Below are 14,179 nucleotides of genomic sequence, written 5' to 3'. Positions count from 1 at the left end.
GTATTTAAATGGAAAAGATAAAAAATGTTTTCCAATCGTTGAAAACGTGGCATAAGTTAGTGATTGGTGCTGCGCTTTTAGCGATTGCAACAGGAGCACTTTTATACTTCACCTTGCCAGATAAATATGTTGTTGTATATCAAAATTTAAATGATACAGATAAGCAAGAGATTACAGCAGAATTATCGAAGCTAGGTGTTGATTACCAATTAGCAGCCGATGGTTCGATTCGAGTGCAAAAGAACGATGCTCCATGGGTTCGAAAAGAAATGAATGGAATGGGCTTGCCGTTTAATTCAAAAAGCGGTGAGGAAATTTTATTAGAAAGCTCACTCGGTTCAAGTGAACAAGATAAGAAAATGAAGCAGATTGTCGGCACGAAAAAGCAATTGGAGCAAGATATTGTACGAAACTTCGCGACAGTTGAAACGGCAAATGTGCAAATTACATTACCTGAAAAAGAAACAATTTTTGATGAGGAAAAAGCGAAAGGGACAGCGGCAATTACTGTTGGTGTGAAACGTGGACAACTATTAACAGCTGATCAAGTTGCGGGTATACAGCAAATGATAAGTGCTGCAGTTCCTGGGGTGAAAGCAGAAGAAGTAAGTGTTATTGATAGTAAAAAAGGTATTATCTCGAAAGGAGCAGATGAAGCACATTCTACTAGTTCCTCTTCTTATGAAAAAGAAGTTGAGATGCAGCAACAAATTGAAGGTAAATTAAAGCAAGATATTGATGCGACGTTAATGACGATGTTTAAGCCGAATGAATATAAAGTGAATACGAAAGTGTCTGTAAATTATGATGAAGTTACACGTCAGTCAGAAAAATATGGCGATAAAGGTGTACTTCGCAGTAAACAAGAGCAAGAGGAAAGCTCTACTGCGCAAGAAGGAGCAGATACGAAGCAAGGCGCTGGTATTACAGCGAACGGTGAAGTGCCGAACTACGGTACGAACAATAATCAAAACGGTAAAGTTGTCTACGATAATAAAAATGGTAACAAAATTGAAAACTATGAAATAGATAAAACAGTTGAAACAATTAAGAAACATCCGGAATTAACAAAAACAAATGTTGTTGTATGGGTAGATAACGATACGTTAGTAAAGCGAAAAATTGATATGACAACATTTAAAGAAGCAATTGGAATAGCAGCTGGACTGCAAGCTGATCCGAATGGAAACTTTACAAACGGTCAAGTTAACGTTGTAACTGTTCAGTTCGACCAGCCGAAAGTTGAAAAAGAGAAAGAGCCAGAAAAAAGTGGTATGAACTGGTGGTTATTCGGTGGAATTACAGCTGGCTTGCTAGCACTAATTGGCCTAGTATGGTTCTTCTTAGCAAGACGTAAGAAAAAGAGAGAAGAAGAGGAATATGAAGAATACTTAGCAGAAGAAGAAATTGCTGCTAGTAGTGAAAGTATCCTGGAAATTCCTGAAGAAAAAATAGTACCAGAGCCAAAGCCAGAACCGGTAGAACCATCAGAACCTACATTAGATGATCAAGTGCAGGAAGCTACGAAAGAGCATGTAGAAGGTACTGCAAAAGTAATTAAAAAATGGTTAAACGGACAGTAAGGGAGGAAAAACAATGTTAGATGAAATCTCCTCCAAAGAGAAAGCTGCCATCCTCATTCGTACATTAAACGAAGAGGTGGCAGCAAAAGTCATTGAATATATGACGGCTGAGGAAAAAGAAGTGTTACTTCGCGAAATCGCGAAGTTTCGTGTATATAAACCAGAAACGTTAGAAAATGTACTAGGGGAGTTTTTGTACGAACTAAATGTAAAAGAGTTGAATTTAGTAACTCCAGATAAAGAATACATTCGTCGTATATTTAAAAATATGCCAGAAGACGAGTTGGAAAAATTATTGGAAGACCTTTGGTATAACAAAGATAATCCATTTGAATTCTTAAATTCACTTACAGATTTAGAGCCACTTCTTACAGTGCTTAATGATGAATCGCCACAAACGATAGCGATTATTGCTTCTTATATTAAGCCGCAACTTGCTTCTCAATTAATTGAGAGATTACCAGATCATAAACGTGTAGAGACGGTAATGGGTATTGCAAAGCTTGAACAAGTAGATGGTGAATTAATTAATCAAATTGGTGAGTTATTAAAAGCAAAATTAAATAATATGGCATTTAGTGCTATTAATAAAACAGATGGATTGAAAACAATAGTGAACATTTTAAATAATGTTTCACGAGGCGTTGAAAAAACAGTCTTTCAAAAGCTGGATGAAGTCGATTATGCGTTATCTGAGAAAATTAAAGAAAATATGTTTGTCTTTGAAGACTTACTTGGTCTTGAGGATCTTGCGCTTCGCCGTGTATTAGAGGAAATTACAGATAACGGTGTTATCGCGAAAGCACTTAAAATTGCAAAAGAAGAAATTAAAGAGAAACTATTTACATGTATGTCTTCAAACCGTAGAGAGATGATTCTTGAAGAGTTAGATGGCTTAGGACCGCTTAAGATGACGGATGCTGAAAAAGCACAACAAACGATTACAGGTACGGTGAAAAAGTTGGAAAAAGAAGGAAGAATTATCGTTCAAAGAGGTGAAGATGATGTCCTTATTTAAAAACAGAATTCCGAAGAATTCTGTTTCTTTTTCTGAAGAAACGTATGAATTACAATTTCCGAAACCAGTATCAGTTCACATTGAAGAAGAGATACAAGTGGATCATGCAGAACTTCTTGCACAGCAAGATGCATTACATATTGAAATGGATCAGCTAAGGCAGCAGCAGCAAATGCTAGAACGAGAGCGTCAGCAGTTGTTGCAAGATAAAGAACAGTTTCAAATGCATATTCATGAACAAATGGAACAGATGGAAGCAGCGCGTATACAGTTTCAAAAAGAACAACAAGAAACAGCATACGAATGGACAGAGTTATTATGGAATCAATCTTTTCAGTTAGCAGAAAAAGTAGTGAATCAAGCGGTAGATTCGCGCTTATTAGACGTTTTGCCGATTTTAACAGGCATCGTGCAAACATTGCCTACTTCATTTGAAAAATTAATTATAACGGTTCATCCAGAAACATTTGAGCGTATACAAGAAGAGAAAGAAAATACGAAAGAGTATTGGCTACTACAATTAGTAGAATGGAAGTATGATTTTTCTTTGCAGTTTGGCGAATTTGTTCTGGAAGAAGAGAAAGAGTTTTTTGAATTTAAATTTGCACCGATATTTGCGAAGCTTCGTCATAAATGGGAAGAAGAGAAGTTGTTTGAGGAGCAAAACGTATGAACAACGAGCTAATGAATGAGCATAATAAATGGAATACATTTATTGAAACACCGTTTTATACGAAAGTTGGCAAAGTTCATAGTGTACAAGAGCAGTTTTTTGTAGCGAAAGGCCCAAAAGCGAAGATTGGAGATGTTTGTCTCGTTGGAGAGCATAGCGTCTTATGTGAAGTTATTGCAATTGAAAAAGAAAACAATATGTTACTCCCATTTGAACAGACAGAAAAAGTATGTTACGGAGATTTAGTTACATTAATTACAGAAGATGTCGTTGTTCCCCGTGGTAATCATTTACTTGGCAAAGTGTTAAGTGCAAATGGAAAAGTGTTAAACGAAGATGCCGAGAACATTCCACTGCAAAAAATAAAATTGGATGCACCGCCGATTCATGCATTTGAGCGTGAAGAAATTACAGATGTATTTGAAACGGGAATTAAATCAATTGATTCTATGTTAACGATTGGGATCGGTCAAAAGATAGGTATTTTTGCTGGATCAGGTGTTGGTAAATCTACTTTACTTGGAATGATTGCGAAAAACGCAAAGGCTGATATTAACGTTATTAGTTTAGTAGGTGAGCGTGGCCGGGAAGTAAAAGACTTTATTCGAAAAGAATTAGGCGAAGAAGGTATGAAAAAAAGCGTCGTTGTTGTAGCGACGTCAGATGAAAGTCATCTTATGCAACTTCGCGCTGCAAAGCTTGCAACATCAATTGCCGAATATTTCCGCGATCAAGGTAATAACGTACTACTTATGATGGATTCTGTTACACGCTTTGCTGACGCACGCCGAAGTGTTGATATTGCAGTAAAGGAATTACCAATCGGTGGTAAAACACTGTTAATGGAAAGTTATATGAAGAAGTTATTAGAGAGGTCAGGAAAAACACAAAAAGGATCCATAACAGGTATTTATACAGTACTCGTTGATGGTGACGATTTAAATGGTCCTGTACCAGATTTGGCGCGTGGTATTTTAGATGGACATATTGTATTAAAGCGTGAGCTTGCAACGCTTAGTCATTACCCTGCAATCTCTGTACTAGATTCGGTAAGTAGGATTATGGAAGAAATCGTATCGCCGAACCATTGGCAGGTTGCAAATGAAATGAGAAAAATTTTATCTATTTATAAAGAAAATGAATTGTATTTCAAATTAGGAACAATTCAAGAGAATGAAGAAAATGCCTATATTTTTGAATGTAAAAATAAAGTAGAAGGTATAAATACGTTTTTAAAACAAGGTCGAACGGATAGTTTTCATTTTGAAGATATTGTCCAAGCGATGCACCATATTGTATAAGACCTCATGCCTTGGGGTCTTATTTTTTTGTTTTTTAATATTTCACAGATTTTTTTGTAAAAAAACTATATAATAGAAAAAGGTAACGTTATAATAGGAAGGGGCTATGAAAACAGGTGAATAAACAGCAGTACGACACGATTAAATTGCAGATTAATCAAGAGAAAGAACATATCTTGAAAGAAGTGTACGAACTAACAGCTGAAAAAAGAAAAATAGAACAAAAAAAAGAATATGATCTATATGTTGTGAAATCACGCAATAAGGTTGTACAAACGGGACAACGTATTATGGCTGGTATGCTTTCATCACATACATTTTCACCTGAAAGAATAGAAGAATGGAATCGAAAAATTAAAAAAACAGAAGGTTTTATTCAAAAAAATGAAAGCTTTTTAGAGCAAATAAAAGAAAAAGAACGTGTCATTGATGAAATGTATCAAGAAGATTGTAAGAAGCTTGCGAAAGTAAAAGAAAAGCTGGAAGAAAAAATGCTTCTTGATTTAAAAATGTGTATGAACGGATGAGGTGGATGTAGTGATACAGTTTGTATTACCGGTGCAGCAAAGTTTACCTCCGCAAAAAGAAAAAGGGCTAGAAGTACAATCGAAAAATGAAAATTCTTCATTCGATAATACAATGAGAATTGAAAATAAAAAACAGCCGAAAACGGAGAAACCGAAACGAGAAGAAGCACCAGAAGAAGAGAAGAAAGAATATATTCTCGCAAAAAAAATGGTAACGAAAGAAGAGCCGATTGTAAAGAAAGAAGAAAAGAAAGAGACAGAACAGTTATTGTTAGCTGTATCTGAGCAGATGGTTGCAATTGAGCAATTGCGTATGCAGCCAGAATTGTTATATCAATACATACAAAAAATACAGGCGTTATATAAAGAATACGGAAATATTAAACTGAACGAATTGCCCGCAGCTGAATTACAGCAATTACAAGAGCTTTTTTCTAACATGAATATTAAAAATGCCATATGTTTAGAAGATACAATGCAAATGGTGCTAGATAAGGTGACGATGCCAGAGCAAACGTTGCAAGTATTAAAAGTCGTAGAAACAGAAACTTGTAATATCGCAAAGAAACAAGAGGAGTCCAAGGAAGTAGAACTCCAGAAAGCTGAAAGCGATGATGTGAAGTTAGAGTTACCAGAAGTCGATCAATTAAACGATTCAAGTTCGACGGGAGCTGAATTATTAAATAAGGCGACGGGGACTGATCAAATAGGAAAACAAAATAGTGGAGCTGAGAAGGTTACATTACCTGACTTAGGCAAGAAAATGGAAGCACAAGTAGAGGCTCTGCAAAAGTTTGTAGTGAAACAAGAACGTGTTTTATTCCAGCTAAATCCAGAGAAACTTGGTTCATTAACTGTATTTATGAAAAAGCATGGAGATCAAATTGAAGTCCATGTAGAAATGGAAAAACACGATGCGAAAAAGCGTGTTGAAATAATTTTTGACGAATTGAAGCTGAAATTAAAAGAAAAAGAAATTAATATTCAAATAAGTTATTCAGAAAAAGATGAACAACGTAAAGAACAGCGAGAACAAGAGCAAAGACAAAAACAAAAATTAGCAAGTACGAAGCAGGAGAAACAAGAACCAAAAGAATTTGCTGGATTATTGGAGGAATAAAGCGTGCCAACAGTTGGGTTAAATACAACGAGTACAAACCACATTCCGTTACAGGCGGGAGCGCAAAAAAGTAACGCACCTGTTAACGGTGTACAATCGCCAGTTCAACAAACAAATGGAGTATCAGCAAGTGAACAAAAAACTCCTGGTGTAATGGGTAAAGATGATTTTCTGAAATTGTTTTTATCGAGTTTCCAGCACCAAGATCCGTTCAATGCGATGGATATGAATCAAATGATGAATCAGACAGCGCAGTTATCTCTTATGGAACAAGTGCAGAATATGACAAAAGCAGTTGACTCTTTAAGAACGACGATGTATTCGACAGCGCTTGATGGTGGAATGAAGTTTTTAGGGAAGTACGTAAGAGGTGTTGACGGCGAAGGGAAGAAAGTAATAGGTCAAGTAGAGACAGTTCGCCTTGCAGAAAATAACGATGTACAGCTTGTTATTGATAATAAAGTTGTGTCTCTTCGTTTCGTTGAAAGAGTGTCTGATAAACCGATTGGAGACACCAATCCAGAAGATGCAAAGAAAGACGATCAAGAAGAAACTGAAGAAGTAAAAACTACAAATTCATAAGGAGTGTTTATACGTTATGATTAAAGCGTTATATACAAGTATTACAGGAATGAGTGCAACACAAAATGCATTAAGTGTAACTTCAAATAATATTGCCAATGCGCAAACAGTTGGTTATAAAAAACAAAAAGCAATGTTTGATGATTTACTATATAACAATTCAATTGGTGCAAAAGCCGACGATAAATATGCTGGAACAAATCCAAAAAGTATCGGTAACGGTGTAAAATTGAGCGGAACGGTTACAGATTATAGCGATGGTACAATTACTTTAACGGGTGGTAAAACGCAAGCAGCAATGGAAGGTAACGGTTTCTTCGTAGTAGGTGATTCAAAAGGCGGAAATATGGAATTTACGCGTAAAGGTACGTTTGCAATATCTTCAGATTACTATATTACGAATACAGAAGGACAATATGTATTTGCTTATCCTGCAAATGCCGCGACTGGTGAAGTTGATTTATCTGGTATTCCAGGACCGTTGCAAATTCCAATGGGAACGGCAATTGGTGGTATTCGAACATCAAAAGGTGTAGTTGGAGGGAATATTCCAGCTGATGCAAAAGCAATTGCACAAGAGATACCTGTATATGATAATGCTGGTAATACATGGACAATGCGTGTAGAGTTTACACAAACGAGCGAACATAATTATTCATATAAAGTACAGATGCGTAATGATTCGAAAAAAGCAACAACATTTGAAGATGTTCCAGGTGCAGGCGGTAATATGACATTTGATGCTGTTGGAAATCCAAGTCCGAAAGAGCAATCGGCTAACATTCCATTTAATGGAGGCAATATAAAACTAGACCTAAGTCAGTTAACGAATCATCCGACAGATAAAACATTATCAGTAACAGGTGTAGATGGTAGAGCAGCAGCAACTGTTAAAGATTGCTTTATTGCTGACGGTGGATACGTGATGGTAAAATATTCTGATGGAAGTATGAAAGCTGCTGGCCAATTAGCTGTTGCGATGTTCCCGAACGAAGGCGGCCTAATGAAAACGGGTAATGGTAACTATACGGCGACGAATACAACTGGTATTTTAGCACTTGGTGCATCCGGTCAAAACGGTGCAGGAAAAATACGTGGTGGTGCACAAGAAGGTGCAAACGTAGATTTATCTGTAGAGTTCGTTGACTTAATGCTTTACCAACGTGGATTCCAAGGAAATGCGAAAGTAATTAAAGTTTCCGATGAAGTATTAAATGAAGTTGTAAACTTAATTCGATAATATATCATAAAGAAAAATTGTAACGTAGTAGAAAGGGTTTTTTATTCGTATGACAAGACAAGAGCGAATTTTACAACTGCCTTTTTTCGAAAATAAACGTGAGCTTGCTGAGCAAGTGTTAAAAATAGAACGAGAAGAGCATGTATATTTACCAGATCAATTTGAAATCAAACAAGTGCCTCCATATTCGTTTGGTGAAAAACAAGCAATCATTGGCCGTATACACGAGTTTTATTTCGTAAGTATTGGTAGCGATAGTGTTTGGAAGTATCAACTGTTTAAAGATGAGATGAAGTGCCGTGAGTTTTTCGTTATGTTGCCGGATATTACGGATCAGCAGCTTGCTTTTTGGTTCAATAACATTGAGCTGTTGAAAGGGGCTTAAAAGCTTTCTTTTAAGGTTTTGAGAGAGGGCCTAGCGATGAGTAGTAGCGGTTATTGCTTATGAGTGGCTCGCGCATTGTGAGAACAGAGATATGGAGTGGTTCTAGGTTAGTTGAAGAGGGGTGAGGACCTAGCTGAGTGTAGTAGCGGTCAGCTGCCTATGAGCGGCTCGTACATTGTAAGACGAGAGGTATGGAGTGGTTCTAAGGTAGTTGAAGAGACCAAAAGCCAAGTGTTTAGGTGGTGCCTCTTCACTTTTGGGAGAGAGGATTTATCCGAGTCTAGAAGCATTGATTTGAAATAGATTTAGATTAATTAAGATATTGTACAATTAGACTAAGTTTATATAAAAGGAGAGGTGAGGAGGATGGCGCAGAATAAGTATCGCGTTACATTCATTTCGCCAAGTGAGGTTGAGCAACGTACTGTAATGGCGGCGAGTAGTTTACCTAATTTAATACGTCAAGTAGAGAGTATTATTGCAGATCCGAACGGTTATTTTGTAAATGATAAAAAAAATAATTGCTATTTTAAAGTTATTAAAGAAAATGTTACGTATATTCAATATGAGTTACTATTTTCTGATAAGGAAATTCACATTGAAAAATTAAAGCATATGGCGCCTAGTGTACTGAAGAAATTATTTGAGAAAATAAATGATCCTGAACTATACGCTCTTTCGCTTATCGATGTTGATATAGCGACGAAAGAATATGTGCTAGGAGAAATGGGTCCAGAGCTAAGAATGAGAGTGGAAACAGAGCTTTCAAAAAAATGGGAAGCGATGCCGACAGAAATTGTAGGAGCACAAGAAGTGTTACTAGAGGCACTTGCTTCGTTTATACAAGATTAAGTTTTACCGGTAGTATTTCTACTTTAAAACTGTGAGGATTACTCAACTACCTATATTCTCCATATAGGTAGTTGACTTTTGAGTTTTAATAAAGCTTAATAATTAGATATACGGAATTAATGGAAGGGGAGCGACACCTTTATGTCACAAGCACAAAGTATTTTATTAGAAAGCGGAACAAACGAATTAGAAATCGTAACGTACACTGTTGGTGAAAATTTATTTAGTATTAATGTAATGAAAGTGCGTGAAATTATTAATCCATTCCCTGTTACAACTGTGCCAGAATCTCATCATGCAGTTGAAGGTGTTGTTCAAGTACGCGGTGAAATTTTACCTGTTATTAACTTAGCAACAGCTCTTAATTTAAAATCAACAAAGCCACTGGATCAAGCAAAATTTATCATTTCAGAATTAAACCAAATGAAAGTTATTTTCCGTGTTGATGAAGTGCATCGTATTCAGCGTATTTCGTGGGAACAAATCGATGAACCAGCTTCATTATCTATGGGATTAGAAGAAACGACATCTGGTATTGTAAAACTAGATGGGAAGATTATTTTATTATTAGATTATGAAAAAATTGTTTGTGAAATTAGTGGTACTGGTTATGACAATAAATCACTATCAGGATTAGAGCAAAAAACAGATCGAGCTGAAAAGGTTATTTATATTGCGGAAGATTCAGCGATGCTTCGCCAAGTATTAGAAGAAACATTATCATCAGCTGGATATACGAAAATGAACTTCTTCAGCAATGGTGCAGAAGCGTTAGCACAAATTGAAAAACTAGCAAAAGAGCAAGGTGAAAAAATGTTTGAACATATTCATCTGCTTATTACAGATATTGAAATGCCGAAAATGGATGGACATCATTTAACGAAAGTGATTAAGGATGGTGAAGTAATGAATCGTTTACCAGTTATTATTTTCTCTTCTTTAATTACGAGCGAGTTGTTCCATAAAGGTGAGGCTGTAGGGGCGAATGCTCAAGTAAGTAAACCAGATATCCAAGAGCTAATTGGACTAGTTGATAAGTTAGTGCTTTAATAGCTTCTTTTATTTGGAAGAGAGGAGCCAGCCATATGTGTAAAGACAGAAAGGTAGAGTATTTCTGAGATATTTTTGTTTTTCTGTAGCCACCGTATAATGGTCATTCTTTCGATTAATTCGTTAGCGTTGTGTAAAACCCTCATCTTTATTATAAAGGTGAGGGTTTTCTTACATGATGTCCAATTATTTTACCTATAAGATTTCGTGGTGACGCAAACTTTTTCGGTGAAAATATATTAGAAATACCATATAATATAATTAGGTATAATTTTGCTGATATAATATTTTGCGTAGCTGTTTTTCATTTTTTACTATTTGTTAAAAATCATTTTTTATTTCGATACTTTTTATACTTTTTTATATGTTAATTATTTGACAGACAATTTCGAAATGTTATAATATGGATATGTAAAAATTTCTATTTTCTTAAAAGGCATGGGAGTCATATGAGAATTGTGAAAGGATGAGGGGAGTGGCACAGATTATGTATCACCACACAGCAATCAATGTATTAAGTCTTTTACAAAACATGTCAAATAATAAAACGAACGATATGAAATTAGAGGCGGAATTTAAAAAAATAGAGAAACAATTCCAAATCAAGTATGAAGAGCTAATCGATTTATATAATAGAATGGTATTATTTCAAATAGATATAGAAAAAAATGGCGGTATGCGAGTATATGAAAAATCAGCGATTACTTGGTTGAAGTCTGAACTAGAACTATTGTATGAAGTGTATCAATTTTGTCAACGTCATGGCTTAAATATCGCAAATATTTCAAAATATGTTAGTAAAAATGAACTGAATCTTTTTCAAAAAACGGAAAGTCAATTACAAAACACGTATTATAAATTAAAAAAACAAGAGATCCCGTTTGAAAATATTGAAAAACAAAAGCCGGGGCGAAAACGTAAGTATACACCTGTAAAAGAGACAATTGCTGAAACAAAACAAGAAAGCAAGCAGGTAGTAAAAGAAGACGTTCGAAATGAAGAGGATGAAAAAAGCCTCGTAACAGTTATATCTGGTATTGTTGATAACTTTGAAACAATAAGTCAATGTAGCGAAAAGAGAGAATACGAATTGCATCAGTTCATGGAGGGAATCTATAAGCTTTCCGGCATGGCAGCAGAGCGTTCGAAGGATGAGAAGAACGCACGTGGTCTTGAAGGCGAATTACATTCATTACGAGCTGAAAATGAAAGATTAACACGAGAGAAGGCAGAAATCGTTCATGATATTAAAGAAATGACGCATCATTTAATTCATTTCATTACGAGCTCTGATATTGATCAAATTCGCACATTGCCTTACTTCGTAAAAGAGTGCAAACAAGATCTACATAAGCTAGGGCTATATAACGCACAAGACGGCAAAATGAAAATTATGGTCGATCGTAGTGGACAGGTTATGACTGTAACACAATAATAAAATTTGGGTACAAAATAAAAGGGAAATACATAGTGTATATGTATTTCCCTTTTATTTTGTATGGAATTGTTTCGGGCAAAGGAAAAGTTTCTACTGAAAATTTACAATTAATTTTAGTAAATCAAAAATTTTTACAAAAGGAAGGAGCTAGGCCTTACTTTGTAGTATCGTGATCCGAAAAATACTGTGAATTTGTAAAAAAGGGAAACAAGAGAGAGTATTGAGTATATAAACGAGAGGAATAGTTAAATGACTGCAAATATAAAAAATGTACCCTGGAAGATGTACGAAAACTTCAAGAAATAAGTTATCAAACATACAATGAGACATTTAAACATCATAATTCACCCGAAAATATGAATGCGTATTTAGAAAAGGCATTTAACTTAAAACAATTAGAAAGCGAATTATCCAATACTTCTTCGCAATTCTTTTTTGTTTATTTTAATAATGAAGTTGCGTGATATTTAAAAGTCAATACCAATGATGCTCAATCTGTGTTTAAAATATAAGATTACTATTTTATTATACCGAGTAATTATTCACATTATATAATAATTACTTACTACATAATTAACATGGTTATCTTACAAAAATGTAAGGTTTTTTTAATTGACACTCGTACATATAAGTAACTATACTGGTTACACGACGTTGGTGAATATATTTAATAGTCTCTATCTATAAGTGTATGTCTCAGGATTCTTTTCGGAATAATAGTTGGATTTAAATTTATTATCTGTAATATAGTGATAATACCTATTCAATTTATTCTTTATTCTGGGTCGTATTATTTAAAGATTAACTATAAATGATATATTTACCAAGTTGTAATAATCTTTTAGAGGTGTTACATTTTGAAATACAAATTAATTGCTACAGGAATTCTTGCTGGAAGTCTACTATCCTATTCATCTAGTGCATTTGCAAATACTCATAAATTCCCAGATGTTCCTGCATGGGCTGACAAATCCGTTAATTATTTAGTTGATAAAAAAGTATTGAGTGGTTATCCAGATGGAACTTTTGGTTCAAGTGATACATTAGATAGGGCTTCTGCGGCAACAATTATGACAAAGGCCCTTGGTATACATATTGACTTAAATGCAAAACCATCTTTTACAGATTCACAAAACCACTGGGGAACGCCATACATTGCCGCAGCTGAAAAAGCAGGAATAATTAAAGGTGAAGGAAATGGAATATTTAATCCTTCTGGAAAAGTTACTCGTGCTGCTATGGCTACAATGCTAGTGAATGCATATAAACTACAAAATATAAATCCTAGCAATGGAATAAGTAAATTTGAAGATTTAAAAGGGCATTGGGGTGAAAAATTCGCCAATATTTTAATTGATTTAAAAATTTCAGTTGGTACAGATAACGGCTGGCAACCAAATAAATTCATAACACGTGCAGAAGCCGCACAACTTACTGCCAAAACAGATGCCCTTCAATCCAGTCCGAAAAATCCTTTAGAAAATAAAACAATCATTATTGATCCTGGACATGGTGGCGAAGATCCTGGAAAAGCCACAAAGGGATTGCCTGAAAGTAAAATTGTATTAGACACTTCCTTACGCCTACAACAATTGCTTGAAAAACATACACCATTTACAGTTTTATTAACTCGTGAATCTGATACTAGACCTGGACATGATCAAAAAAGCTCTTTACAGGAACGTGTTAAATTTGCTAAGCAAAATCAGGGGGATATCTTTATAAGTATTCATGCAAATGCTTATAATGGTAATGCAAAAGGGACAGAAACATACTATTATAAATCTTCTGAATCCGAAAAAACAAATCCTCATGTGGAAGAAAGCCATGTGTTGGCGGAAAAAATCCAAGCACGTTTAGTAGAGGCCCTTCAAACACGTGATAGAGGCGTTAAACATGGAGATCTTCACGTTATAAGAGAAAACGGCATGCCAGCTGTGTTAACGGAACTGGCTTTTATAGATAATGGTATCGATTACAGTAAACTATCTACGGCAAACGGTAGACAGATTGCAGCACAAGCCATTTATGAAGGGATTTTAGATTATTATGAATGGAAAGGAAATAATGTATCTGAATATAGGTTGAAATAAGTAAAAGGGAATTTAGTAATTCTAGGAATAAGTAATTTATAAATTGCTAAAGTATAATTTTGTTATTTGTAATGTGTTTTAGTTTTATAGTGTATACTGGCGCCGACTTATTAAGGATTATAAATAAGTCGGTGTTTAAGTTAGCGTACTTAATGAATACTATAGAAGTTATGAAGAAAAAAAGATAAATAGATAGGGGCATACACCTACATTCATTATTTTTACGTGAAATTTTAATTTGAAAATAGTTAAGTTATATGATTCAGATTGGCAGTATACAATGAGTTCAAAGAAAACATTCTTTGAACTCATTAGCT

Annotated in this window: 13 protein-coding genes and 1 pseudogene; all 14 read left to right on the top strand. The window is 34.9% G+C overall.

Annotated elements, in window-relative coordinates; translation table 11 throughout:
* The first annotated feature begins 8 nt into the window (after positions 1-8).
* The 14 genes and pseudogenes from fliF to SJY24_RS22010 all read left to right on the top strand — a co-directional run bounded on the left by fliF (position 9) and on the right by SJY24_RS22010 (position 13,862).
* Positions 9-1,583: a flagellar basal-body MS-ring/collar protein FliF gene (gene fliF, locus SJY24_RS22080; protein ID WP_377866203.1), complete on the top strand. Its 1,575-nt coding sequence runs from the start codon at positions 9-11 to the stop codon at positions 1,581-1,583.
* A 13-nt stretch (positions 1,584-1,596) separates the two neighbouring features.
* Positions 1,597-2,601: a flagellar motor switch protein FliG gene (fliG, locus tag SJY24_RS22075; protein ID WP_002030936.1), complete on the top strand. Its 1,005-nt coding sequence runs from the start codon at positions 1,597-1,599 to the stop codon at positions 2,599-2,601.
* Positions 2,588-3,274, top strand: a complete 687-nt coding sequence (locus SJY24_RS22070; protein ID WP_377866202.1) for a FliH/SctL family protein — start codon at positions 2,588-2,590, stop codon at positions 3,272-3,274. The genes fliG and SJY24_RS22070 overlap by 14 nt, the downstream gene beginning before the upstream one ends.
* Positions 3,271-4,575 carry a flagellar protein export ATPase FliI gene (gene fliI / locus SJY24_RS22065; protein WP_016119939.1) on the top strand — a complete coding sequence of 435 codons (1,305 nt, stop codon included), beginning with the start codon at positions 3,271-3,273 and terminating at the stop codon, positions 4,573-4,575. The genes SJY24_RS22070 and fliI overlap by 4 nt, the downstream gene beginning before the upstream one ends.
* Positions 4,576-4,691: 116 nt before the next feature.
* Complete coding sequence (locus SJY24_RS22060) at positions 4,692-5,102, top strand: cytoplasmic protein (protein WP_340851049.1); 411 nt, start codon at positions 4,692-4,694, stop codon at positions 5,100-5,102.
* Between the two features lie 10 nt (positions 5,103-5,112).
* The gene (locus tag SJY24_RS22055; protein ID WP_340851050.1) at positions 5,113-6,222 is read left to right on the top strand and encodes a flagellar hook-length control protein FliK; all 1,110 of its coding nucleotides are present in this window, start codon (positions 5,113-5,115) and stop codon (positions 6,220-6,222) included.
* Positions 6,223-6,225: 3 nt separating this feature from the next.
* Positions 6,226-6,804: a flagellar hook assembly protein FlgD gene (locus tag SJY24_RS22050; protein WP_340851052.1), complete on the top strand. Its 579-nt coding sequence runs from the start codon at positions 6,226-6,228 to the stop codon at positions 6,802-6,804.
* 16 nt (positions 6,805-6,820) lie between these two features.
* Positions 6,821-8,044: a flagellar hook protein FlgE gene (locus SJY24_RS22045; protein ID WP_340851053.1), complete on the top strand. Its 1,224-nt coding sequence runs from the start codon at positions 6,821-6,823 to the stop codon at positions 8,042-8,044.
* Between the two features lie 49 nt (positions 8,045-8,093).
* A complete protein-coding gene (locus SJY24_RS22040; RefSeq protein WP_002012031.1) occupies positions 8,094-8,429 on the top strand; it encodes a DUF3964 family protein in 336 nt (111 codons plus the stop codon).
* Positions 8,430-8,795: 366 nt separating this feature from the next.
* Entirely contained in the window at positions 8,796-9,281 is a 486-nt protein-coding gene (locus SJY24_RS22035) for a hypothetical protein (RefSeq protein WP_012260675.1), read from the top strand.
* A gap of 141 nt (positions 9,282-9,422) precedes the next feature.
* A complete protein-coding gene (locus SJY24_RS22030) occupies positions 9,423-10,331 on the top strand; it encodes a chemotaxis protein (RefSeq protein WP_340851054.1) in 909 nt (302 codons plus the stop codon).
* Positions 10,332-10,818: 487 nt separating this feature from the next.
* Positions 10,819-11,766, top strand: a complete 948-nt coding sequence (locus SJY24_RS22025; protein WP_340852914.1) for a DNA-binding domain-containing protein — start codon at positions 10,819-10,821, stop codon at positions 11,764-11,766.
* Positions 11,767-12,044: 278 nt separating this feature from the next.
* A pseudogene (locus SJY24_RS22015) lies at positions 12,045-12,230 on the top strand (GNAT family N-acetyltransferase); the annotation flags it as partial.
* 396 nt (positions 12,231-12,626) lie between these two features.
* Positions 12,627-13,862 (top strand): N-acetylmuramoyl-L-alanine amidase, encoded by a 1,236-nt coding sequence (locus tag SJY24_RS22010; protein WP_377866201.1) that lies wholly within the window; start codon positions 12,627-12,629, stop codon positions 13,860-13,862.
* Positions 13,863-14,179 lie beyond the last annotated feature (317 nt).

This window comes from Bacillus sp. R86525 (assembly GCF_042466195.1).
GTDB classification, from domain to species: domain Bacteria; phylum Bacillota; class Bacilli; order Bacillales; family Bacillaceae_G; genus Bacillus_A; species Bacillus_A nitratireducens.
Note: the sequence above shows the minus strand (reverse complement) of the source record. Positions and strands in the feature narration are given on the sequence as shown.

What these genes read in the sequence shown, in the direction of transcription:
- SJY24_RS22035 (WP_012260675.1), top strand. Translation starts at nt 8,796, where the DNA reads ATGGCGCAGAATAAGTATCGCGTTACATTCATTTCGCCAAGTGAGGTT.
- SJY24_RS22070 (WP_377866202.1), top strand. Translation starts at nt 2,588, where the DNA reads ATGTCCTTATTTAAAAACAGAATTCCGAAGAATTCTGTTTCTTTTTCT.
- SJY24_RS22030 (WP_340851054.1), top strand. Translation starts at nt 9,423, where the DNA reads ATGTCACAAGCACAAAGTATTTTATTAGAAAGCGGAACAAACGAATTA.
- fliF (WP_377866203.1), top strand. Translation starts at nt 9, where the DNA reads ATGGAAAAGATAAAAAATGTTTTCCAATCGTTGAAAACGTGGCATAAG.
- fliG (WP_002030936.1), top strand. Translation starts at nt 1,597, where the DNA reads ATGTTAGATGAAATCTCCTCCAAAGAGAAAGCTGCCATCCTCATTCGT.
- SJY24_RS22025 (WP_340852914.1), top strand. Translation starts at nt 10,819, where the DNA reads ATGTATCACCACACAGCAATCAATGTATTAAGTCTTTTACAAAACATG.
- fliI (WP_016119939.1), top strand. Translation starts at nt 3,271, where the DNA reads ATGAACAACGAGCTAATGAATGAGCATAATAAATGGAATACATTTATT.
- SJY24_RS22045 (WP_340851053.1), top strand. Translation starts at nt 6,821, where the DNA reads ATGATTAAAGCGTTATATACAAGTATTACAGGAATGAGTGCAACACAA.
- SJY24_RS22040 (WP_002012031.1), top strand. Translation starts at nt 8,094, where the DNA reads ATGACAAGACAAGAGCGAATTTTACAACTGCCTTTTTTCGAAAATAAA.